23 protein-coding genes are annotated in these 22,277 nt (G+C 59.7%); 7 read left to right on the top strand and 16 right to left on the bottom strand.

What is annotated here, in order from left to right; genetic code table 11:
- Window positions 1–38 precede the first annotated feature (38 nt).
- A complete protein-coding gene (locus GRI91_RS08110; protein WP_160736155.1) occupies window positions 39–785 on the top strand; it encodes an electron transfer flavoprotein subunit beta/FixA family protein in 747 nt (248 codons plus the stop codon).
- Complete coding sequence (locus GRI91_RS08105; protein WP_160736377.1) at window positions 785–1,723, top strand: electron transfer flavoprotein subunit alpha/FixB family protein; 939 nt, start codon at window positions 785–787, stop codon at window positions 1,721–1,723. The genes GRI91_RS08110 and GRI91_RS08105 overlap by 1 nt, the downstream gene beginning before the upstream one ends.
- Here the strand turns inward: GRI91_RS08105 and GRI91_RS08100 are convergent, their stop codons facing one another.
- The 6 genes from GRI91_RS08100 to sciP all read right to left on the bottom strand — a co-directional run bounded on the left by GRI91_RS08100 (window position 1,724) and on the right by sciP (window position 8,822).
- Window positions 1,724–2,263, bottom strand: coding sequence for a GNAT family N-acetyltransferase (locus tag GRI91_RS08100; protein ID WP_160736154.1), 540 nt, complete (start codon window positions 2,261–2,263; stop codon window positions 1,724–1,726).
- Window positions 2,260–3,468: a DUF445 domain-containing protein gene (locus GRI91_RS08095; RefSeq protein ID WP_160736376.1), complete on the bottom strand. Its 1,209-nt coding sequence runs from the start codon at window positions 3,466–3,468 to the stop codon at window positions 2,260–2,262. The genes GRI91_RS08100 and GRI91_RS08095 overlap by 4 nt, the downstream gene beginning before the upstream one ends.
- Window positions 3,469–3,554: 86 nt before the next feature.
- Complete coding sequence (locus GRI91_RS08090; protein WP_160736153.1) at window positions 3,555–6,725, bottom strand: efflux RND transporter permease subunit; 3,171 nt, start codon at window positions 6,723–6,725, stop codon at window positions 3,555–3,557.
- A gap of 3 nt (window positions 6,726–6,728) precedes the next feature.
- Window positions 6,729–7,937 (bottom strand): efflux RND transporter periplasmic adaptor subunit, encoded by a 1,209-nt coding sequence (locus GRI91_RS08085; protein WP_160736152.1) that lies wholly within the window; start codon window positions 7,935–7,937, stop codon window positions 6,729–6,731.
- A 219-nt stretch (window positions 7,938–8,156) separates the two neighbouring features.
- Window positions 8,157–8,423 carry a GlsB/YeaQ/YmgE family stress response membrane protein gene (locus GRI91_RS08080; protein ID WP_160736151.1) on the bottom strand — a complete coding sequence of 89 codons (267 nt, stop codon included), beginning with the start codon at window positions 8,421–8,423 and terminating at the stop codon, window positions 8,157–8,159.
- A 99-nt stretch (window positions 8,424–8,522) separates the two neighbouring features.
- Window positions 8,523–8,822: a CtrA inhibitor SciP gene (sciP, locus tag GRI91_RS08075; protein ID WP_160736150.1), complete on the bottom strand. Its 300-nt coding sequence runs from the start codon at window positions 8,820–8,822 to the stop codon at window positions 8,523–8,525.
- Window positions 8,823–9,194: 372 nt separating this feature from the next.
- On the opposite strand from sciP, the gene mnmA reads away from it, so the two are divergent.
- Entirely contained in the window at window positions 9,195–10,352 is a 1,158-nt protein-coding gene (mnmA, locus tag GRI91_RS08070) for a tRNA 2-thiouridine(34) synthase MnmA (protein WP_160736149.1), read from the top strand.
- Between the two features lie 3 nt (window positions 10,353–10,355).
- Here the strand turns inward: mnmA and GRI91_RS08065 are convergent, their stop codons facing one another.
- Complete coding sequence (locus tag GRI91_RS08065; RefSeq protein ID WP_160736148.1) at window positions 10,356–10,715, bottom strand: hypothetical protein; 360 nt, start codon at window positions 10,713–10,715, stop codon at window positions 10,356–10,358.
- A gap of 31 nt (window positions 10,716–10,746) precedes the next feature.
- Between GRI91_RS08065 and GRI91_RS08060 the strand changes: the two genes are divergently transcribed.
- The gene (locus tag GRI91_RS08060) at window positions 10,747–11,877 is read left to right on the top strand and encodes a serine hydrolase domain-containing protein (protein ID WP_160736147.1); all 1,131 of its coding nucleotides are present in this window, start codon (window positions 10,747–10,749) and stop codon (window positions 11,875–11,877) included.
- Here GRI91_RS08060 and GRI91_RS08055 read toward each other — a convergent pair.
- The 3 genes from GRI91_RS08055 to pdxH are packed head-to-tail and all read right to left on the bottom strand — an operon-like array spanning window position 11,862 to window position 14,262.
- Complete coding sequence (locus GRI91_RS08055) at window positions 11,862–12,668, bottom strand: PhzF family phenazine biosynthesis protein (RefSeq protein WP_160736146.1); 807 nt, start codon at window positions 12,666–12,668, stop codon at window positions 11,862–11,864. The genes GRI91_RS08060 and GRI91_RS08055 overlap by 16 nt on opposite strands.
- Complete coding sequence (locus tag GRI91_RS08050) at window positions 12,665–13,636, bottom strand: cation diffusion facilitator family transporter (RefSeq protein WP_160736145.1); 972 nt, start codon at window positions 13,634–13,636, stop codon at window positions 12,665–12,667. Before GRI91_RS08050 ends, GRI91_RS08055 begins: the two co-directional genes overlap by 4 nt.
- Entirely contained in the window at window positions 13,633–14,262 is a 630-nt protein-coding gene (gene pdxH / locus GRI91_RS08045) for a pyridoxamine 5'-phosphate oxidase (RefSeq protein ID WP_160736144.1), read from the bottom strand. The genes GRI91_RS08050 and pdxH overlap by 4 nt, the downstream gene beginning before the upstream one ends.
- A 138-nt stretch (window positions 14,263–14,400) precedes the next feature.
- Here pdxH and GRI91_RS08040 point away from each other — a divergent pair, with 138 nt between their 5' ends.
- The 3 genes from GRI91_RS08040 (at window position 14,401) to fabI (ending at window position 17,234) form a co-directional block, all read left to right on the top strand.
- Window positions 14,401–15,360, top strand: coding sequence for a DnaJ C-terminal domain-containing protein (locus GRI91_RS08040; protein ID WP_160736143.1), 960 nt, complete (start codon window positions 14,401–14,403; stop codon window positions 15,358–15,360).
- Between the two features lie 152 nt (window positions 15,361–15,512).
- Window positions 15,513–16,427 (top strand): YihY/virulence factor BrkB family protein, encoded by a 915-nt coding sequence (locus GRI91_RS08035; protein WP_337190339.1) that lies wholly within the window; start codon window positions 15,513–15,515, stop codon window positions 16,425–16,427.
- A complete protein-coding gene (gene fabI, locus GRI91_RS08030) occupies window positions 16,428–17,234 on the top strand; it encodes an enoyl-ACP reductase FabI (RefSeq protein ID WP_160736142.1) in 807 nt (268 codons plus the stop codon). It begins immediately after the preceding gene.
- A gap of 69 nt (window positions 17,235–17,303) precedes the next feature.
- On the opposite strand, the gene GRI91_RS08025 is transcribed toward fabI, so the two are convergent.
- The 6 genes from GRI91_RS08025 to GRI91_RS08000 all read right to left on the bottom strand — a co-directional run bounded on the left by GRI91_RS08025 (window position 17,304) and on the right by GRI91_RS08000 (window position 22,277).
- Complete coding sequence (locus tag GRI91_RS08025) at window positions 17,304–17,717, bottom strand: four-helix bundle copper-binding protein (RefSeq protein WP_160736141.1); 414 nt, start codon at window positions 17,715–17,717, stop codon at window positions 17,304–17,306.
- Between the two features lie 61 nt (window positions 17,718–17,778).
- Window positions 17,779–19,080 carry a UDP-N-acetyl-D-mannosamine dehydrogenase gene (wecC, locus tag GRI91_RS08020; protein ID WP_160736140.1) on the bottom strand — a complete coding sequence of 434 codons (1,302 nt, stop codon included), beginning with the start codon at window positions 19,078–19,080 and terminating at the stop codon, window positions 17,779–17,781.
- A 349-nt stretch (window positions 19,081–19,429) separates the two neighbouring features.
- A complete protein-coding gene (wecB, locus tag GRI91_RS08015; protein ID WP_160736139.1) occupies window positions 19,430–20,575 on the bottom strand; it encodes a non-hydrolyzing UDP-N-acetylglucosamine 2-epimerase in 1,146 nt (381 codons plus the stop codon).
- Window positions 20,576–20,625: 50 nt separating this feature from the next.
- Window positions 20,626–21,180: a hypothetical protein gene (locus tag GRI91_RS08010; protein ID WP_160736138.1), complete on the bottom strand. Its 555-nt coding sequence runs from the start codon at window positions 21,178–21,180 to the stop codon at window positions 20,626–20,628.
- Window positions 21,181–21,282: 102 nt separating this feature from the next.
- On the bottom strand, window positions 21,283–21,801 hold the full coding sequence (locus GRI91_RS08005) for a demethoxyubiquinone hydroxylase family protein (RefSeq protein ID WP_160736137.1): 519 nt from the start codon (window positions 21,799–21,801) through the stop codon (window positions 21,283–21,285).
- Window positions 21,798–22,277, bottom strand: coding sequence for a disulfide bond formation protein B (locus GRI91_RS08000; protein WP_337190338.1), 480 nt, complete (start codon window positions 22,275–22,277; stop codon window positions 21,798–21,800). Before GRI91_RS08000 ends, GRI91_RS08005 begins: the two co-directional genes overlap by 4 nt.

Raw genomic sequence — 22,277 nt, 5'->3', positions numbered from 1 at the left:
AGAAAGAGCACACAATTCGCTTAGGAGGCAAACAGCCAATGAAGATCCTCGTCCCCGTAAAGCGGGTGATCGATTACAATGTCCGCCCCCGGGTAAAGCCAGATGGTTCCGGTGTTGACCTTGCCAATGTCAAAATGAGCATGAACCCTTTTGACGAAATCGCCGTGGAAGAGGCGATCCGTCTGAAAGAAGCCGGCAAGGCCGAAGAAGTTATCGCTATTTCGGTCGGCCCGGCCAAGGCGCAGGAAACCCTGCGGACCGCGCTTGCCATGGGTGCCGATCGTGCAATCCTGATTGAAAGCGACGAAACGGTCGAACCGCTCGCCGTGGCGAAGCTGTTGAAAGCCGTCGCCGACGCGGAAGAGCCCGGCCTGATCCTGCTGGGCAAGCAGGCCATCGATGATGATTGCAACCAGACCGGTCAGATGCTGGCAGCTCTGATGGACCGGCCGCAGGGTACCTTTGCCAGCAAGGTCGAACTCGATGGTGACAGCGCCACGGTGACACGTGAAGTGGATGGCGGCCTTGAAACGGTGCGCCTCACTCTGCCCGCGATCATCACCACCGATCTCAGGCTCAACGAACCGCGCTACGCTTCGCTGCCCAACATCATGAAGGCGAAGAAGAAGCCGCTCGAAACCAAATCCCCGGCAGATTACGGCGTCGATGTCACGCCGCGCCTCACCACGCTCAAAGTGGCGGAACCGCCGGTTCGCCAGGCCGGTGAAAAGGTCGCCTCGGTGGATGAACTGGTCGCCAAGCTCAAAGATATGGGAGTCGCATGATGAAGTGTCTCGTTCTGGTTGAACAGGAAGCGGGCGCGATCAAGGATGCGACCCTTTCCGCCATCACCGCTGCGGCCAAGATCGGCACGGTGCACGCCCTCATCGCCGCGGAAGGCGATGCCGCCAAACAGGCGGCAGATGCTGCGGCCAAGATCGCTGGTGTCGAACAGGTGCTGGTGGCAGCAGATGGCGCCTATGCGCATATGCTGGCGGAAAATGTCGCTCCGCTGATCATCGGTCTGATGGAGGGGTATGACGCCTTTGTTGCGCCCTCCACCAGCATTGGCAAGAATATCGCCCCGCGCGTCGCGGCGAAGCTTGATGTGATGCAGATTTCCGACATCATTTCGGTCGAGGGGGAGAAAAGTTTCACCCGCCCGATCTATGCCGGCAATGCCATCGCCACCGTTGAAAGCAGCGATGCCAAAATGGTCATCACCGTGCGCGGTACAGCCTTTGAAAAGGCCGCTGCCGAAGGCGGGTCGGCGAGTGTCGAAGAGGTGACACCTGCCGGTAATCCGGGCCTGTCGAATTTCGTCGGACTGGAAGAATCGGGCGGTGAACGGCCTGAACTGACCAGCGCCGGTGTCATCGTTTCGGGTGGCCGCGCGCTGAAAGACGCCGAGACTTTCGACAAGGTCATCACGCCCTTGGCTGACAAGCTTGGCGCGGCGATTGGCGCCAGCCGTGCAGCGGTAGATGCCGGCTATATCTCCAACGATTATCAGGTCGGCCAGACCGGCAAGATCGTCGCCCCGGAGCTTTACATTGCCGTCGGCATTTCAGGCGCGATCCAGCATCTCGCCGGGATGAAGGATTCCAAGGTGATCGTTGCGATCAATAAGGATGAAGACGCACCGATCTTCCAGGTTGCCGATATCGGCCTGGTGGCGGATCTTTACGATGCGGTGCCTGAACTGACAGAAAAACTCGGCTGATCAGCGACCTGGCTGCCGTGCGGCCCGTTCGAACAGGCACACGGTAGCAGCATCTTCGGGCAGCTTGGTTTCGCGCATCGGCGTGAAACCAAGCCGTTCCGCCAGCTTGATCGACGCGAAATTGGCCGGTTCGATCATGCAGATAATTCGGCGGCCGTGTTCGCTGTCGAACCATGCCAGCACCGCTTCCATCGCTTCCCGCGCGTAACCCTGTCCGGCGCAATCGTGGCGCAAGATCCAGCCGGCTTCCGCCTGCCCATCCATATCGGGGCCAAGATCGCGCCAGCTATAGAACAGGCCCAACGTCCCTATGATGTCCTGCGTATCGCGGCGCATTACCGTCAGCGTGCCGTAATCATGCACCAGCCAGCTACCGGCATTGCGCAGGAAACGCGTGACCTGCCCTTCATAGCTGCGGGCTCCGCCCAGAAAACGCGAGGTTTCATCATGCATGACAATCCGCGCAACGGGATCACAATGTTCGGCCCGCGGCTTCCATAGGTCGAGCCTTTCCGTACGGAGAAAGGGGGCGGGATTCACAGCACATGTCCCAGAATGTGGAGCGTTAAGCCCACCAGACCGCCCACCAGCGTGCCATTGATACGAATGAATTGCAGGTCGCGCCCAACGGCACCTTCAATTCTGGCGCTGACCGTTTTCGCGTCCCAGCGCTTTACCGTTTCCGAAACCAGCCGGACGATTTGCCCACCATAACGGCTGGCAATCCCCACTGCCGTGCGCCGCGCGAAACGATTGACCTGAAGCTGCAACGCCGGGTTGTCCTGCAAGGACTGCCCCAGCTCCCGTATACTGTCGCCCAGCTGCCCGCTCATCACATCGCCGGGATTGCGCGCCATGTCGATCATCCGGTGGCGCAGCCGTTCCCAAACGCCCTGCCACCAGTCGCCCAGCGCAGGATTGGCCAGCAATTCGGCCTTCATACCCTCGACCCTGGCCTGCATCTTCGGATCATATTGCAAATCATGCGCGAGCGATTCCAACCCCTCTTCCAGCTTCGCGCGCATCGGATGGTCGGGATTGATCAGCACTTCGGCCAGCAATTTATAAAGTCCGTCCAGCACGGAATTGGCGAGGCGGTCATCCAGCCCGGTCCAGCGCAGTAACGCATTGGCCCGCTGTGCAACCATTGCCCGGACAAGGTCTTCATTATCCTCCAGCGTCAGCCCGGCCCAGCGGATCAGGCTTTCCATCACGGGAATATGGCGCTTATCCGCAATCGCCGCCGACAGCATCTGGCCCAGCAGCGGCGCGACGCGAACGCGTTCAAGCTGCAATGCGAGCCCGGATTTAACCTGCGCGCCCAGTCTGTCCGGATCGAGCGTTTCCAGAACTTGCGCGAATAATTCGCTGGCCCCGCCGCGTATCCGGCTGCTGCGCGCAAACTCCGGATCGGCCAGAAACGCACCCATGCTGCGCGCCAGATTCATATCACGCAGCCGCCGCGCCACCACAGCCGGGGTCAGGAAATTGGCCTGCAGAAAGGCCGCCATACTGTCGGCTATACGGTTTTTATTCGACGGGATGATCGCCGTGTGCGGGATGGGCAGACCGAGGGGATGGCGGAACAGAGCGGTGACGGCAAACCAATCCGCCAGACCGCCGACCATCGCTGCCTCTGCAAAGGCCATCACATAGGGCCAGGCGGGATGCGCCCCTTCATAATGGCGCGCCAGCAGGAACAACGCACCCATGACCACCAGCAAGCCGGTGGCCAGCACGCGCATCCGCCGTGCCCGGTCGCGCCGCTGATCCGCGATCACGCCATGGGGCGAAAGCCGGGGCGTGCCCGGCCCGGAAGCCGAATCTGCACTCACTCGGCCGGACGTGCCTCCGGCCCTGCATGCGCGGCCTGCACATCCTCGTCACCGGGGCGATAGGTCAGGAATTTTTCACGCAGCCAGGGGCCAAGGCGTTTTTCAAAACCGTCCGCCAGACTGAAGCCAGCCGGAACGATAATCAGCGTGAGCAAGGTGGACAGCAGCAGGCCACCAATCACCACCATGCCCATCGGCGCGCGCCATGCCCCGTCACCGGACAACGACAGCGCCGTGGGCACCATGCCCGCCGTCATCGCCACCGTGGTCATCAGGATGGGCTGTGCACGCTTATGCCCGGCATCGATAATCGCTTCTTTTTTCGGGACGCCAGCGGCCATTTCCTCCAGCGCAAAGTCGATCAGAAGAATCGAATTCTTGGCCACAATGCCCAGCAGCATCAGAATACCGATATAGACCGGCATCGATATTGGCTGGCCGATAAGCGCCAGCGCCAGCAAGCCGCCCAGCGGTGCCAGCAGCAACGAGGTCATGTTCACCAGCGGCGATACGAAGCGCTTATAAAGCAGGACCAGCACCGCGAAGACCAGCAATACGCCGCTGATGACCGCAACAATGAAGTTGTTGATCAGCTCTTCCTGCCATTCATCCTCACCCACCGGGCGATTGGATACGCCAGCGGGCAAGTTTTTCATGATCGGCAGTTCATTGATCTCAGCCATGACAGGGCCTTTGACCTGGCCGGGACCAAGATCCGCGCCAACAAAGATACGGCGCGACTGGTTGAAACGTTCAATCTGGGTCGGACCGGCACCGAAACGGATTTCAGCAACCCGGCTCAATGGCACGGAGCCTCCTGTGGCAGTAGTCACAGGCAGGTTCTGGATCGTCGATATATCGCGCCGTGCATTCTTGCTCAGCACCACGCGGATCGGCACCTGACGGTCGCTCAGGGAGAATTTGGCCGCGTTCTGGTCAATTTCGCCCAATGTCGCGATGCGAATGGCCTGACTCAGTGCAGAGGTGGTGACGCCAAGCTGCGCCGCCAAATCCAGCCGCGGCACGATGATCAATTCGGGCCGCTGCAAATCGGCATCAATACGCGGCGCGACGACGCCCGGCACATCCTGCATCTGCTGAACCAGTTTCTGCGCCGTGCTGTTCAGAACAGCGGGGTCAGACCCGGTCAGCATCACGGAAATATCGCGGCCCGTGCCGAAACCACCCGACTGCGAGGCGAAGCTGACCCGCGCATCAGGAATATTCTGCAATTGCGGTGCCAGACGGCGTTCGAATTCCAGACTGGTTGCTTCACGATCAGGCGAAAGCACAACAAAAAGGCGCGCCTCCCCTTCATTGATCCGTTCCATCAGATGGGAAACTTCAGGCTGTGCCTCGACAAGCTCTGTCACCCGGTCGGCCACGGCTTCGGTCTGTTCGATCGTGGTGCCCGGCACCATTTCGATATTGACCCTGCTGGTATCCGAATTCGTGGTGGGGTCGAATTGCTGCGGCAGGGATGACAGAAGCAACACCGTCAAAAGCAAGGCCGAAACACCCGCCAGGAACATCCAGAAACGGTGGTCTCGCAGGCGCGAAAGGATACGGCCCTTGCCTCCGCGCTGCGCACGGTAAGCCTCGACCTTTTCCTCGTTCAATGTCCAGCGCAGGACCTTCATATAAAGATCCATCATGCGCCCGCTGCCATGTTCGGCATGCCCCTTGGCATGCAGGAAATAGGCCGCGATCATGGGTGTGATCATGCGCGCGACAGCGAGACTCATCAGCACGGCCGCCACCACGGTCAGGCCGAAATTCTTGAAGAACTGACCCGAAATACCCGGCATCAGTCCCACCGGCAGGAAGACCGCGACAATCGACATGGTCGTGGCCACCACGGCGAGGCCAATCTCATCCGCGGCATCGATAGAAGCCTGATACGCGCTTTTGCCCATGCGCATGTGGCGCACGATATTCTCGATCTCCACGATCGCATCATCGACCAGCACCCCGGCCACCAGACTGAGCGCCAGCAATGACAGAGTGTTGAGCGTGAAGCCCAGCATATCCATGAACCAGAAGGTCGGGATCGCCGAAAGCGGGATCGCCAAGGCAGCGATAATGGTTGCGCGCCAATCCCTCAGGAACAGGAACACCACCACAATCGCCAGCAGCGCCCCTTCGACCATGGCCGACATGGAGCTTTCATACTGGTCCTTGGTATAATCGACGCTGGTGAAGACCTGCGTGAAATGAATACCCGGATTGTCCGCTTCAATCGCGTGGAGCTCTTCGATCGCCGCATCATAAACGGTGACATCGGAGGCGCCCTTGGCCCGCTCAATACCGAAAGTGACCACCTGGCGGTCATTCATCTTGGCGATGGATGTCTGTTCCGAATAGCCATCATAGACATTGGCGATCTGATCGAGCCTGATGGTCCGTCCATTGCCGAGGCTGATCCGCGTATTGGAAAGCTGCAGCGCCGTATCCGCATTGCCCAGCACGCGCACCGACTGGCGCGATCCGGCGATCTCCGCCTCACCGCCAGCGGCATCGGTATTAACCTGACGCAAGGCGGCATTGACGGCACTGGCCGTCACGCCCAGCGCCTGCATCCGTGCCGGGTCCAGCACCACGCGAATTTCACGGTCCACGCCGCCTGCGCGGCTAACCGCGGCCATCCCTTCGATAGAAAGCAGCCGGCGCGAAATCGTATCGTCGATGAACCAGCTCAGCTGCTCCATCGTCATATCATCGGCGCTGACCGCGAAATAGCCGATAGGCCCGCTGCCGCCGGCCTCAACCTTGGATACACGCGGCTCCAGAATGCCATCCGGCAGATCGCCGCGCACCTGATCGACCGCATTCTTCACTTCATTCACAGCATTGTTGGCATCGGTGCCAATCACGAACTGGACGAACGTGTTGCTGTTGCCCTCACTCGCCGTGGACTGGATCTGATCGACCCCGTTCACCGAGCGTACCGCGGCTTCGACCTTCTGGGTAATCTGCGTTTCGATTTCCGTCGGCGCGGCGCCCGGTTGACTGATGGAGACATTTACCGCCGGGAAATCGATATCCGGGTTATTATTCACATCCATCCGGCTGAAAGAGACCAGCCCGGCCAGCGTCAGACCGATAAAGAGAACGATCGGAACAATCGGGTTGCGGGTCGACCAGGCCGAAATGTTGCGCAATGACATGGCTTAATTCGCCGCTTCTTCGCCGGTTTCAACAACCGGTTTAACCGTGTCGCCTTCATTCAGGAAGCCACCTGCGCGCAGCACCACTTTTTCCGTGCCATCAAGCCCGTCGATGATGGCAATGCCACCCTCTGTCACAACGCCGGTTTGGACCCGCTGCTTCGCCACCGTATTGTCCGGCTTGACGATGAAGACGTAGCTGCCCTGTTCGTCCGACTGAATAGCGCTTTCGGGCAGGCGCGGCGCGACCAGCGACCCGCCATTGATTTGCGCGCTGGCGAAACCACCGGGACGCAGATCTTTGGCATAGGAGAGCGCGATCCGTGCAAGACCCTGCCGGTTATCCGGGTCGATCGTTGGCGAAACCTGCCACACCTGGCCGGTAAATTGTTCGCCTGAGCCCACTGGCGTAACCGTGGCCTTGGAGCCAACCGACACCTTGGCCAGATCATCTTCGCTCAACCGCGCCAACAGCTCCATTTCCCCGCCTTTGGCGATGGAAAACAAGGTTCCGCTGCCCGAAGACACCACCTGTCCCGGCTCCACATTCCGTTCGAGCAACAAGCCTGAGGCAGGGGCCGTGACATTGAGCCGGTTACTGCGGGCAACGAGTTCCTGATATTGCGCCTCGGCAATCTTGACCTGCGCATTGGCGGCATCGCGCGTGGCGGTCAGCCGGTCGACATCGGCGGTGCTGATAAAGCCCCGGTCGACCAGTTTCAGCGCACGATCAAGATTGGCCTGAGCCAGCCGGGCATCGGCCTTGCGCGCATCGATTTGTGCGCGGGCCGAATTAACTTGCTGATTTTGTACTGAACGATCGATCACCGCCAGCACCTGCCCCGCCTTCACCCACTCACCGGCATCAACCGGGACGGAAACGACGCGGCCACCCTCACCCGCAATGCCAACGGGCATTTCGCGGCGGGCAGCAAGTGTGCCAGTGGCCATGATCTGGCCGGAAATGGTGCCGGTGCCAGGTGCGGCGACTGTTACGCTGGGGAGCTGGTCCGCAGAAGCCTGGAAGGGTTCATCTTCGGAGCCGTGCATCATCATAAACAGCAATGCCAGGACGGCCAGCACACCGATTACTGCGCCAATGATAATAACCCGCTTGCGCCGGGAGACTTCCTGCTCATCCACAAGAACATCCCCTTCGGAAGGAGGCGGTGTACCATCATAATCAGCCTGGACACTTGCTTCGTAATTCATTTGTGCTTTCAGCCCCGTAGCTTCGCCTTTCTGGCGGAGCGCATGCAGTGTGATTATCTACTGCCAATAGCAGCGCTTTACCAGCAGACCGATTATATAGCGAGCTACATGCGGCCAAAACATGTTCTACGGACAGCAATAACAATTCGACAAAGCGCACACAAAAATGGCGGACCGAAGCCCGCCATTCATTCATATCTTGTCACGTTGGGGACGGTGTTACCGTACCCGGCCGCGTTGAATAAGGTTCACGATTGCGAGCAGCACCACGGCGCCGACAAAAGCGATGATCAGACCAGTAAGCGAAAACGCCTGGACCGTACCGCCCGGACCGCCCAGTGACTGGGAGATGGCGTTACCGATGAGAGAACCCACACAGCCGACAACAATGTTCCAGAAAATGCCCATGGAAGCATCACGGTTCATGACCATACTGGCGAGCCAGCCGGCCACACCGCCGACGATCAATGCAATAATCCAACCCATTAGCCAATCCTCCTGTTTATCCCGCATCATGCATGCGATGGTTCCTAAACAGCTGGTTTAACGTAATGTTCCCCAGAGGTTAATCGAGAGAGTTGGCGTTTAGTATTTCAGCTGCCGTTCGTATAAATCACGATAATGCTGAATCCGCGTGACGCGGAGGCCCTGCATGCCGGAGCGATCGACCGCTCTTTGCCAGCTGGCAAATTCCTCAATGGTCAGACCATATCGGTCCAGAACTTCATCCAGAGTGAGCAAACCACCATTAACGGCGGCTACAACTTCAGCCTTACGGCGAACCACCCAGCGCTTGGTATTGGGCTTGGGCAGATCTTCCACCGTAAGGGGCTCTCCCAGAGGGCCGATTACCTTAGCTGGCCGAATTTTCTGATTCTCGATCATTGTCGTCCCCGCTTTGTGGCCGTTCCTCGTATCTGCCCAGATTTCGTAGCTTCACGATCATTGCCGTTAACTAAATGATCAAAGTTAACAACTCGGTAACCTTCGATGCCTGCAATGCGCTGCAAGGGAGCATCGGCTGCGATTTCCTCTGATCCGCGGGTGTCTTCCTGACATGATAAACGATTCGTCAATTCCCCCCAGGACATCGGGCGTAACCGGCCTGTGCGGCGTTTTGAGAAGGGTCGTTTGTTTGTCATGCTCCCTGTTTTAGTCAGGCAAGCATCAAGAACCGGTAAACTGCCTGGTTACGCCTTGTTAAGCATGGATATCCCGCCCTTTGCGGTTAACGGCGCAGCGGTGTAAGGGGCGCATATGAACGCGCCTTTTCAGATAGATTCCCGGATATCGCCAGCCGACATGTTCGCTTTGCCGCGACCAGCAGCCGAATGCCGGATTGTGGTTGCCATGTCCGGCGGAGTCGATTCCTCCGTTGTCGCCGCCCTCGCCGCCGCCAGCGGAGCCGAAGTGATCGGCATCACGCTGCAACTTTATGATTATGGGGCCGCCACCGGGCGTAAAGGCGCCTGCTGCGCCGGCGATGATATCCGCGATGCACGCAATGTCGCGGACCGACTCGGCATTGCACATTACGTGTTCGATCATGAAAGCTCCTTCCGTGAAGACGTGGTGGAGCGGTTTGCCGATGATTATCTCGCCGGGCGGACACCGATTCCCTGCATTCGCTGCAATATGGGTCCGAAATTCACCGATCTGCTGCGCATGGCGCGCGAATTGGGGGCCGATTGTCTGGCAACCGGCCATTACGTCCGCCGAGTCGAAGGCGCCAATGGCGTGGAATTGCACCGCGCGCATGATCCGGCGCGCGACCAGTCCTACTTTCTCTATGCCACGACCGAGGAGCAGCTGGATTATCTGCGTTTCCCGCTGGGAGATCTGCCCAAGAGCCAGGTCCGCGAAATCGCCGAGGAATTCGGCCTGACCGTGGCGGGCAAACCGGACAGTCAGGATATCTGCTTCGTTCCCGATGGCGATTACGCCAAGATCGTCAAATCCATGCGGCCCGAGGGTGGGCGTGAGGGCGCCATCGTCCATGCAGAAACCGGCGAAGAACTGGGCCGCCATCCCGGCGTTATTCACTATACCGTTGGCCAGCGCCGCGGGCTTGATATTGGCGGCCAGCCAGAGCCGCTTTATGTCATCGCAATAGATGCCGCCGCTGCGCAGGTGAAGGTCGGCCCCAAGCGTATGCTGGGGGTTTGCGCGGCGCGGATCACCGAAACGAATCGGATTGGCCTGCTGCCCGATATGCCGCTGAGCGCGAAGGTTCGGTCGCTGTCAAAGCCCGTGCCGGTCACGCTGGATGGTTCCATTGGCGATGGAGCCGAAACCACCATTCGTTTCGCAACGCCCGAATTCGGCGTCGCACCGGGGCAGGCCGCGGTACTTTATGCTGGGGACCGAGTCGTCGGGGGTGGCTGGATTGAAGAAACCGAGCAAGCCATAGGCTGAGCCCTAGCGGTGCCAGCGGTCGAGCACACAGCCCTTTGCCGGACTATAGGTGGCGCTATCGCTCGCAATCAGCGGGATATAGGCCGTTACCGACTGGTTGGTTTTATCCTGACTGACGAACACCCATTCCATGCCCGGTTCAAAATCCCTGGTGCAGTCATCCAGGGCGCGGCCGCCAATATAATGGCAGGAACAGGCAATATGCGCGCCAGCAGCGACTCCGGCGCGGGCCTGTTCATCAATCTGGGCACGATAAAACCAGCTTAGCCCCGCCGCCAGCAGAGCCAATACGCCGATAATCTGCCAGTATGACGCGATGCCGCGGTGCTGCCGATCACTTGCCTGTCGCTTTGCAGTTGCCATTATTGCCTGTCTGGAAGATGGAGCATGCCGCATGAAACGGCCTCTTACCCCTACCCTGTTAAGCCTCCTGCTGCCAGCCTTCCTGCTGGCATCCTGTGGAGATGCCGCACCGGATGGTCCGCCGCCTGTGGCGCCTGAAGTCATGGCCACGATAGCGGAAAAGCCGGGCACTGATCGCGAAACGCTGGCCCGGCGCGTGGATGCCTTGTTCACGCGGGAGGATCTTGGCGAAACCCGGGCCGTCATCCTGATGCATGCGGGCGAGGTAGCGGCAGAACGCTATGCCGAACCCTATGATGCCGATACGCGCTTTCTGGGCTGGTCGATGGCGAAGACGGTGACCGGCGTCCTGACCGGTATCCTGATTGCCGAAGGGCGGCTGCAGCTGGATGAGGATGCCCCCATTCCGCGCTGGCGCCGGGCAGGTGATCCACGCGGCGACATTACCATCCGCCAATTGCTGCAAATGCGCTCTGGTCTGCGCCATGCCGAAACGGCCCCCGACATCACGCAGGCGGATACGGTGAGAATGCTGTTTCTGGACGGGCGCGATCACATGGCGCAAGCCGCCGAAGCGCAGCCACTGGAATTCGAACCGGGGACGCAATTCACCTATTCAACCGCGAATTCCATCGTCCTGATGGATATTGCCGCGCGGGTGCTGGCCCCCGGGGGATCACCCGATCAGCGGCGTGAACAGGTTGCCGCCTTTCTTCAATCACGCTTGATCGCGCCGCTGGGAATGGATTCCATGCGGGCAGAATATGACGCCAGTGGCACGATGATCGGCGGCAGCATGATCTGGGCCAATGCCCGGGACTGGGCAAAATTCGGCGAGCTGCTGCGTCATGGCGGCTCGGAGCGCGGCATTCAGCTGGTGCCACGCGGCTGGGTGAACTTCATGACCTCGCCGTCTCCCGCAGCACCCGATTATGGCGCGAGTCTCTGGCTGAACCGCGAATCCGATACGCATCGCACCGTCTTGTTTCCCGATCGCCTGCCAGAGAGCATTTTCGCGGCCGTCGGGCATCAGGGACAATATGTGATCGTCTGGCCGGAGAAAAAGCTCACTCTGGTGCGACTCGGACAGACCGAGGAAAGCGAGCGACCGGCTCTGCAACAGGCGCTCGCCGATGTGCTGGACGTTTATTCCGGCAAATAGAACTGCCCGTCGACCACGGTTGTGCAAGGTCCGCCCAGCCAGGCGCGGTCCCCATCCAGCCGGCATGACAGATCGCCCCCGCGCCGCGATGCCTGATGCGCAGTGAAGTGATCACGGCCCAGGCGCGTTGCCCAATAGGGGGTCAGCGCGGCATGCGCTGATCCGGTGACGCTGTCCTCGGGCAAACCGGCACCGGGGACAAATACGCGGCTGACCACATCGGTGCCATCACCCGGCGCCGTGCAGATGAACTGGTCATCGCCCAGCCGTGCCAGCCTGTCAAAATCAGGGGTCAGGCGGCGAATGATCGTTTCGGAAGCATAGCGGAAGATCGTGTAGCCATCCTTATTGCGAAGGACCTCCTCAGGCTCTGACCCCAGCCCTTCCACCGCTTCCGCCCATACATGTGGCTGGGTCTCGATCACCGGTAAAGCCAGCGCATAGCCGCCTTCGGCCATACGGCGCACTTCCAGAATGCCCGCCTGCCGCGTTGCAAAGGTCACATGGTCCCGCTCCGGCTCTTGCGAAAGCAAGACATGGCCGGACGCCAGCGTCGCATGGCCGCAGAGACGGATTTCACATTCAGGCGTGAACCAGCGCAATTCATAATCCGCTGGCCCGCCGTCCTGCGCTACGAGAAAGGCGGTTTCGGCAAAGTTGTTTTCTTCCCCGATGGCCTGCAACACAGCATCGGGCAGCCACTGCGGCAGGGGCATGACGGCGGCCTGATTGCCGCCAAAAGGCCGCGCGGAAAAGGCATCCACATGCCAATAGGGCAGCGCGCCGGTCATGACCGCTTTCCGGTCTTTATGTCGGGCAACAATTCCTCCGATTGCAGGCTGCTCCTATCCGACCTTTCTGCCTGATCGGTCAGTCGCCCTTCGGGATCGGGATGAATGAGCACTTCCACCCCCGGAAATGCGCGTTCGATCCGCTCTTCCAGCTCATCCATCACACGGTGGGCTTCGGAAACGGTCATCGCACCATCCACGGCGGCATGGAACTGCACGAAATCGTGCATCCCGCTGGTACGCGTGCGCAGATCATGCACGCCGCGCAATTCCGGGTGCCGGGCCAGCACCTCCAGAAAACGCGTGCGTTTTTCCTCGGGCCATTCCCGGTCCATCAAATGATTGATCGCCTCACCGGAGGCACGCCATGCGCCCCACCCCAACCATAGCGCAATCGCCAGACCGAACAGCGGATCCGCCCCCGCAAAACCGGCAAACTGATCCAGCGCCAGCGCCACGATCACCCCTAGATTCAGCAGCAAATCGGATTGATAATGCACATGGTCAGCCCCGATCGCGACCGAACCGGTGCGGCGGATGACATGCCTTTGCCAGGCCAGCAGGGCAAAAGTGGCCGCAATCGCGATCAGCGAGACGGCGATCCCTTCCTCTGCCGCAGCGACAGAGCCGCCCTGCAGCATTTGACCGACCGCGCGAAAGGTCAGGCCAAAAGCCGACAATGCGATCAGCACCACTTGCAGCATGGCCGCCAGCGCCTCGGCCTTGCCATGGCCAAAACGATGATCCTCATCCGCCGGCTGCGCCGCGATCCAGACACCGATCAGCGTGGCAAGACTGGCGACAAGGTCCAGCGCGCTATCAGCCAGACTGCCGAGCATGGCCGTGGAATCGGTCCGCCAGGCAGCCCATAATTTGAGGGAGACCAGCAGACCGGCGACCAGAATCGAGCCACCTGCCGCACTGGCAGTCAGCCGCGCCCGCGCCTTGGGGTTGAGTTCATGGCTCACGGATAAAGCAGGCTGGAGGACCAGCCATCACCCTGCCGGACAAAGCGGCGCCGTTCGTGCAGACGGTTGGGCCGGTCGGTCCAGAATTCCATCGCGGAAGGAGTGAGCAGGAAACCGGTCCAATGCGGGGGACGCGGAATTTCCTGGCCCTCATACAATTCGGTCAGCTCTTCCACCCGGTTCAGATAGGTCGAGCGGTCATCCAGCGGGCGCGATTGATCGGACGCGGCCGAACCGATTTGCGAAACCCATGGGCGTGAATGGAAATAATCATCCGCCATCTGCGCCGACACTTCGGTCAGCGGTCCCTCGATGCGGATTTGCCGGCGCAGGCTCTTCCAGTGAAACAGCAGCGCCGCCTGCGGATTGGCGAGAATTTCCCCGCCCTTGCGGCTTTGCGCGTTGGTGTAGAAAATGAAACCGCCGGCATCGCCCAATTCCGCGCCCAATTCCGCGCCATGCCCCTTCAACAGCACCATGCGCACCGAAGGCGCCGCATCAGCCGTCGCGGTGGCCAGCGCCATAGCATTGGCATCATTTGGCTCGCTGATCTTCGCTTCGGTCAGCCATTCTTCAAACAATACAAAGGGATCGCTGTCGGGAATCGCATTTTCTTCGAGCTTCATGGGGGGTGTTATTCCTTCATCCTGCGCTATCTCGTCCAAGCGTGCCTATAAAGCTTTCGCAGAGCAAATGCCTATACCCTCGCAAAAGAGAGTGTCTGCGGCTTGCACGGCGCAATTGCATTACCTAGCTAACACACCATGGCAGACCCTTATTCGACACTCGGTATCTCCCGCAATGCAAGCGAGAAGGACATCAAATCCGCTTATCGGACACTGGCGAAGGAACTTCACCCCGATCGCAACAAGGATAATCCGCAAGCGACGGAGAGATTCTCCAAGGTAACGCAGGCCTATGACCTGCTGACCGACAAGGAAAAACGCGGTCAGTTCGATCGCGGAGAGATCGATGGCGACGGCAACCCGACCTCCCCCTTCGGCATGGGCGGCAGAGGCGGCGGCGGTTTCCATGGCGGTGGCCAGCGCAGCTATTCGTCGCAGGACTTTGGCGGCATGGGCGGCGAATCCCCGGATCTGAGCGATTTGTTCGAAGGTATATTTGGCCGCGGCGGCCCGGGCATGGGCGGTGCCGGAATGGGCGGCAGGGCCGGTACCCGCGGCGGTCACCGCGCTCCGCCGCGCAAGGGCGCGGATGTACGGTATCGCCTGAAAGTCCCCTTCACCGATGCCGCCAGCCGCAAGGATCAGCGAATCACGCTGAGCGATGGCAAGACGATCGATTTGAAACTGCCCGCCGGGGTGGAAGATGGCACGCAGATGCGCCTCAAAGGCAAGGGCGAAGCCGGACCGGGCGGCGCCGGCGATGGTCTGGTTACTATCGAAATCGACAGCCACGCCTTTTTTGAACGGGATGGCGACGATGTGCGGCTGGACCTGCCGCTGACGCTGAATGAAGCGGTGAACGGGGCCAAGGTCAGGGTGCCGACCGTGGACGGTGCGGTGATGCTGACCGTCGCCGCCGGCTCCAGTTCGGGCCGGGTCCTGCGCCTCAAGGGCAAGGGATTTACGCGCAAGAATGGCGATCGCGGCGATCAGCTTGTCCGGCTGGAAATAATATTGCCTGACGATGTTTCGGAACTGGCCAGCCGTCTGGAGGGTTGGGAAGACGCCCAGAACGCACGTTCTGCTTTGGGCGAATGATGCGCAGTGCTATTCAGCAGGGTGTCGGTACAATTTAGTGGAAGAGGTGCAACGGCTTGCCCGGACTTTCGGAAGAAGATCGCCCGGGCCCTCCGGTGCCGGATTTTTCGCCTGAAGCACGGCGTAAGCAGCACCGTAGCCTGCAAGCCCGTGTGAAAAAGCAGGTGGGCCCCGGCAGCCGCGCATTTGAAGTGATCAAACGCGTCGCGGTGGGAGCCTATAATGACGGGTTCATCCATGCCGGCAATCTCGCTTACATGGCGATGCTGGCCATCTTTCCCTTTTTCATCACCGGCGCGGCGATCTTCTCTCTGGTGGGGGAAGACAGCGAACGGGCGGCTTCGATCAATGCGATTTTATACGCCCTGCCCCCGGTTGTGGGTGATGTCATCGGGCCGGTCGCCCGCGATGTGATCGAACAGCGCAGCGGCTGGCTGCTGTGGGCTGGCGGATTGTTCGGCCTGTGGACCGTCGGCAGTTTGATCGAGACTATTCGCGATATATTGCGCCGCGCCTATGGCACGCATCCAACCGCGGCATTCTGGAAAACGCGGCTGTTGTCGACCGGCATCATTATCGGCGCAGTGTTGCTGTTGATGCTGTCACTGATCGCGCAGGTCATGATCGGCACGGCACAGCAGGTGATCGAGGCGTATTTTCCCGAATTGAACACGGTGCTGGGCCAGCTATCGCTGTCGCGGATCGTCCCGGCGGCGGGTTTGTTCGGGTCGCTCTATATGTTGTTTTACACGCTCACCCCGGCGCATTATCGTCAACGCTGCTATCCCAAATGGCCCGGCGCTTTGCTGGTTACGGGATGGTGGGTGGGCGTCACCATCATTCTGCCACCGCTGCTGCGCAGCGTATTCAGCTATAATCTGACCTATGGCTCGCTGGCAGGAATGATGATCGCGCTTTTCTTTTTCTGGCTCGTGGGCCTAGGAATGGTAATGGGCGCTGAACTCAACGCAGCGCTTGTCGAACCTCCCGATGAAGAGGACTGGATCGGCGAAGCGGATAATCGAGAAAATCGCCAGGAGGCGCAGTCTATGGAGGACAAGGGTTAAATGAGCGGTCTGATGAAAGGCAAACGCGGCCTGATCATGGGCTTGGCCAATGACAAATCACTGGCCTGGGGTATCGCGAAGCAGCTGAGAGAGCATGGGGCCGAACTGGCCTTCTCCTATCAGGGTGATGCACTGCTGAAGCGGGTGAAGCCGCTGGCGGAAACGCTGGGCTCCGATATCATGATCGAATGCGACGTATCCGATATGGATAAGCTGGATGCCGCGTTTGATGAACTCAAGAGCCATTGGGATAGTCTGGACTTCATCGTCCACGCCATCGGCTTTTCGGACAAAACCGAATTACGCGGGAAATATGTCGACACCAGCCTCGATAATTTCCTGATGACGATGAATATTTCCGCCTACAGCCTGGTGGCAGTGACCAAGCGCGCCCGGGAAATGATGCCCGAAAGCGGCGGTTCTGTGCTGACGCTTACCTATTATGGCGCGGAAAAGGTCGTACCGCATTACAATGTGATGGGTGTAGCCAAGGCGGCGCTGGAAACCAGCGTGCAATATCTGGCCAATGATCTGGGGCCGGAGAATATTCGCGTGAATGCGATTTCCGCCGGACCGATCAAGACATTGGCGGCGAGCGGAATTGGCGATTTCCGCTATATCCTGAAATGGAATGAGCTGAATTCACCCTTGCGCCGCAATGTCACCATCGACGATGTCGGCGGCGCGGGCCTCTATCTGCTGTCCGATCTTTCATCCGGCGTCACCGGCGAAGTGCATCATGTCGATGCCGGCTATCACGTGGTCGGAATGAAGCAGGAAGATGCGCCGGATATTTCGCTGGCGTGACGAATGCGGCGGCGCAGGCGGTTAGCGCCTCGCCCCCAATCAAAGCATGATGGCACCGTCCGGCTGGTTTCAGGAGAAACCGGCCGGGTGGCCATTATGAACGCTCGGCAAAGCCTTGCGGCAATCCGCCGCGCATTCCCGGCACATTTTGGCGCAGAGAGCGCAATGCCCGCTGTCATGCTTCTCACATTGCGTGGCGCAGCGCTCGCAGGCCAGAATGCACATTTCCAGCTGAGCCCGCATCACATCGACATTCTCGATCGAATTGCGCACCGCCAACCGCGCTGTGGCCATGCAGATATCGGCGCAATCAAGGCACGTACGAATACAATCGCGATGCGTGCCATCATCCTCCGCCCCGCAGGCATCGGCGCAAGAGGTGCAGAACAGGCTGCAGAGCATGGCATGGCGCCCTGCTTCCACCAGCTCCTCATTAACATCGTCAATCAGGGGGTGACGGGACACCATTTCAACAAGCGACATAGTTCTCTCCTCGGGTTGCCAAAGACCAACCGATTGAAAAGACATCGCGTTCCAGATTGAATCACACGCTGCGGCGAAGTTCCATCAGCGCCTTGCTGTCAGGCTGATCGGGCCAGATGCCGCGCGTATCATAAACCTGTTTCGTAACCCGTTCGGCCAGCGGTACGGACCGGAAGACGTCATGATCGACTAGCACGATCAGAATGTCGCATTCCTCCAGCGCGGTATCGATATCGATCTGCTGCGCCCCCGTGCCTTCAAACTCGATCGGCAATTGATCCGCATACGGCTCCACCACATGGATGCGGGCGCCGAATTTGCGGGCCAGTGATGCGGCCACCAGACGCGCCGGGCTTTCGCGGAAATCGTCGATATTCGCTTTGAAGGCCAGGCCGAGACAGGCCACTTTCGCCCCCGGTTGCGCATCAACCAGCGCACAGGCCTGCTCGATCACATGATGGATCTTGCGGTCATTCACCTGCCTGGCATTCTGGATCAGCGGCGTCTTATCCGGCGCGCCGTGGACGATGAACCACGGATCAACCGCGATACAATGTCCGCCCACACCCGGTCCAGGCTGCAGGATATTCACGCGCGGATGCCGATTGGCCAGACGAATGACTTCCCACACGTCCATATCCATCGAATCAGCCACCATGGACAGTTCATTGGCGAAAGCGATATTCACGTCGCGATAGGCATTTTCGACCAGCTTGGTCATTTCGGCCGAACGCGCATCGGTGGTGACGCAGGTTCCACGCACGAAGCGTTTGTAGAAAGCCAGCGCCTTGCGGGCGCAGCGCGGGGTAATTCCGCCGATCGAGCGATCATTATTGATCAGCTCTTCCAGAATCCGCCCCGGCAGCACCCGTTCCGGACAATAGGCAATGGAAATATCGGGCGTCCCCGAACATTGGCCGGGGACGGCCAGATCGGGCCGTTCCTGCGCGATCAGATCGCGCATCGCCTCTGTCGTACCGACGGGAGAGGTCGATTCCAGAATGATGACATCACCAGTCTTCAGCACCGGCGCGATGCCGCGCGCCGCATCCAGCACATAGGATATATCCGGCGTATGCTTGCCATCCTTGTGGAAGGGCGTCGGCACGGCAATGACGAAAACATCGGCGGGTGAAATACTGGTTGAAGCCTTCAGCAATCCCCGCTGCACCACGCCCTGCACCAGACCGTCGAGATCCACTTCCTCGATATGAATCTCGCCGCGATTGATCGTTTCAACGACCCTTTCGGAAACATCCGTACCGCAGACTTGCATGCCGCTTCGGGCAATGACAGCTGCCGTGGGCAAGCCGATATAGCCCAGCCCGATAACACTCACTGTGGGTTGCTGAACGCCGCGCATGAAATTCCCCGCCTGTTGATTGGCCGACATCTACAATGAAAAGCATAAAGTAAGGTGAAACTTGCGAAGAGCGCCGGTTGCCACCGCAATAATCAAACTTAGACCGTAAACCGATAAATACCACCGTCGAGGTTTGAGGCAAAATGGCTCAGCGCAAGGAAAGAAGGCGTGGGAATATGTCGATATTTCAAGGCTTCTTAACGCAGCGATGGGCCATTTTGGCCAAATCGCTTTGCGACGCTCAAATGGCTTCCCTCTCGAACCAAATCGCCCTTGGAAAGGCAAACAGCCTTCCCGGCGGGCGCTTTGCTCCGATATGTTCGCCATTTGGGCGCCTCGATGGTGCTGTTTATGAGTTTACGGCCTGATTTCCAAGGCCCGCCAGATGGTCCGCAATACGCTGCGCACTGTGCCCGTCGCCGAAGGGATTATGCGCCCGGGCCATCTTGCCATAAACCTCTGCATCATCGAGCAGCCGGGTCACTTCGCTGACTATATTCGCCGTGTCGGTGCCGACCAGCCGCGCGGTCCCCGCGGCAACCCCTTCGGGGCGCTCGGTCGTCTCGCGCATGACCAGCACCGGCTTGCCCAATGCGGGCGCTTCTTCCTGCACGCCGCCACTATCGGTCAGCATCAGATCACAAATATCGATCAGCCGGGCGAAATTGGGATAATCGAGCGGTTCGATCAGCGCCACATTATCAAACCCCGCCAAGGCCCCATCCATGACCTTGCGCACATTGGGATTGGGGTGAACCGGGAAGATCAGCGCCACATCATCGCGCGCAGCAATTTCGCGCAGGGCGCTGGCAATCGCTTCCAGACCGCCACCGAAATTTTCCCGCCGATGGGTCGTGACACCAATGATTCGCTTGCCGGAAAAGCGCTTCTCCCATGGGGCAAGATCACCCGCCAGGGCCGGTTCCTGCGCAATCCGCGCGGTAATCCAGTGTAGCGCATCGATCACCGTATTGCCGGTGACGTGAATAGTGGAAGGATCGACATTTTCGCGGGCCAGCGCCGCCGCCGCCGTTTCGGTCGGGGCAAAGTGAAGCGCGGCCATACTGCCGATGATCTTGCGATTCACTTCTTCTGGCCAAGGATGATAAATGTCGCCGCTGCGCAGACCAGCCTCGACATGAGCGACTGGAATCTTGCGGTAATAGGCCGCGAGCGCCCCGCTCATGGCCGTGGCGGTATCGCCCTGCACCACAACGCAATCGGGTGTCTCCGCATCCATCACCTTCCCCAGCCCGGTCAACAAAGCGGCGGTCAGCGAATCGAGCGTCTGGTCGGGGCGCATCAGATCCAGATCGTGATCGGGCACCAGCCCGGCGATGGAGAGCACCTGATCCAGCAACCCGCGATGCTGCGCGCTGACGCAAATGCGCGAATCGAAACGATCATCCGCCCCCAGACGGTGTGCCAGTGGGAATAATTTAATCGCTTCGGGCCGAGTGCCGAATATCGTCAGAATGCGGAGCCGTTTGGTCATGACACGGCTCTACATCCCGATAGTTAATGATGCCTATAGTTAACGCGTATTTATTGATCGCCGGGAGCAGCCGCATCCGATTGTTGCTCAGCCGCTTCGGCTTCACGGCGCTGACGTGCGTCATATTCGCGCTCGATTTCCTCGACCCGGGCCTGGGTCTCGGCGGCTTCTTCATCAATTGTCGAAAGCCGCTCTTCCCGTGCCTGCTGGATCAGTTCGCTGAAGCGGATATTGGAGCTTTCCTTCCGCTCTGCATAGGCTGTGTCGATCAGTTTCTGCGTACAGCCAAGGTCACCGCCCGCGCCCGAGGGGGTGCAGGACAGCGCGCCAAAATCGCCGATCGTTTCATAGGCCTGCACCCGGCTGGTCCAGCTTTCATTGGCCGGATCGTCGCTCTCGCGCAGGGTTTCGGGAATGCGGTAGCGTTCGCTTTCATCCATGCGCGCGCAGACCGTGATTTCACCGGGGGGCGACTGCGGGCATTTGTCCTCACCATAGATAATCAGCTGATTGACCTTTTCACCCGGCTCATCCTGCGCAGCCGCAGGCATTGGAGCCATGGCTGAGCTCGCAAGCGCGCCAGCAATGATAATCAGGCGTTTCATGGTCAATCCTTCCTTCGATGGCAGAGGCTCTGCACCTCTCCATAATATAATCACTGGTTCATCAGCTTTAACCAATGAACTGCATATGAAGCCCTTGATAGGCTAGATTCGTTCCGAAAGACGAATCGCCAGACGGCACCCCAAACGGATTGCGCCATGCAGCAGCGGATAGGCCACAGCCTCTTCCGCCCCGGCTGCCAGCGCGGCATCGCGGTGCTCCCGCTCTTCATCGCGGAATTTGTGCACGATACCCGCCAGTTCCGGATCGTCGCCCTGCTGTTCCAGATCGTCGAGCTGCGCCGTATAATGCTGATCGATTTCTTCCTCGATCGCGGCGGTACAGGCCATCGCGGCCTTGGGTCCGATCAGCGCCGTTCCGGCACCCAGCGCGAAGCCCGCCACCGACCAGAACGGCTGCAACAAGGTCGGGCGCACGCCGCGTTCGGTCATCATCGCATCAAACCGTGCGCGATGCTCCTCTTCCTGCAAGGCCATGGCGCGTATTTCGGTCGCATGGGGACCGCGCTCGCCCATCACGGCCAGTTGCCCTGCATAGATGCGGGTGGCGCCATATTCGCCCGCCTGATCAACGCGGACCATGGAAGATCTGTCGGGCTTCATGCGTTTTCCTTTCGCATCAACAAACTAAAGATCGCCAGACCGGACAGGAGCGAGACGATGAAGTTCCATCCTGCCAGCGAAATGCCAAACAGGCTCCAAGCCACCTGATCACAGCGTACCAGTGGCGCAGTCATGATCGCCTGCAGCGGGTCAGCCGCACCTGCCGTCAGATTGGAACAGGCTGTCGGCCCTTGCCACCAGCCATATTCAACCCCGGCGTGGAACCCGCCAATCACGCCAGAGGCCATGATTGCCAGAGCCGCAAAGGCAATCCACAGCCGCCGCGGCGCGACGAATGTGCCCATGATGCCCAATATCACGGCGGCGAAATGCGGGTAGCGCTGCCACCAGCACATTTCGCACGGGTAAAGCCCGAAACCATATTGCCCGATATAGGCGCCCGCCAGCAGCAGCGCCGGCACACCGATTGCCAGCATCCGGGCGAGTTTGCCCGAGGGGCCAAGCGCAACAGCCAC

It is taken from the genome of Altericroceibacterium endophyticum (assembly GCF_009827595.1).
Lineage (GTDB): Bacteria > Pseudomonadota > Alphaproteobacteria > Sphingomonadales > Sphingomonadaceae > Altericroceibacterium > Altericroceibacterium endophyticum.
Note: the sequence above shows the minus strand (reverse complement) of the source record. Positions and strands in the feature narration are given on the sequence as shown.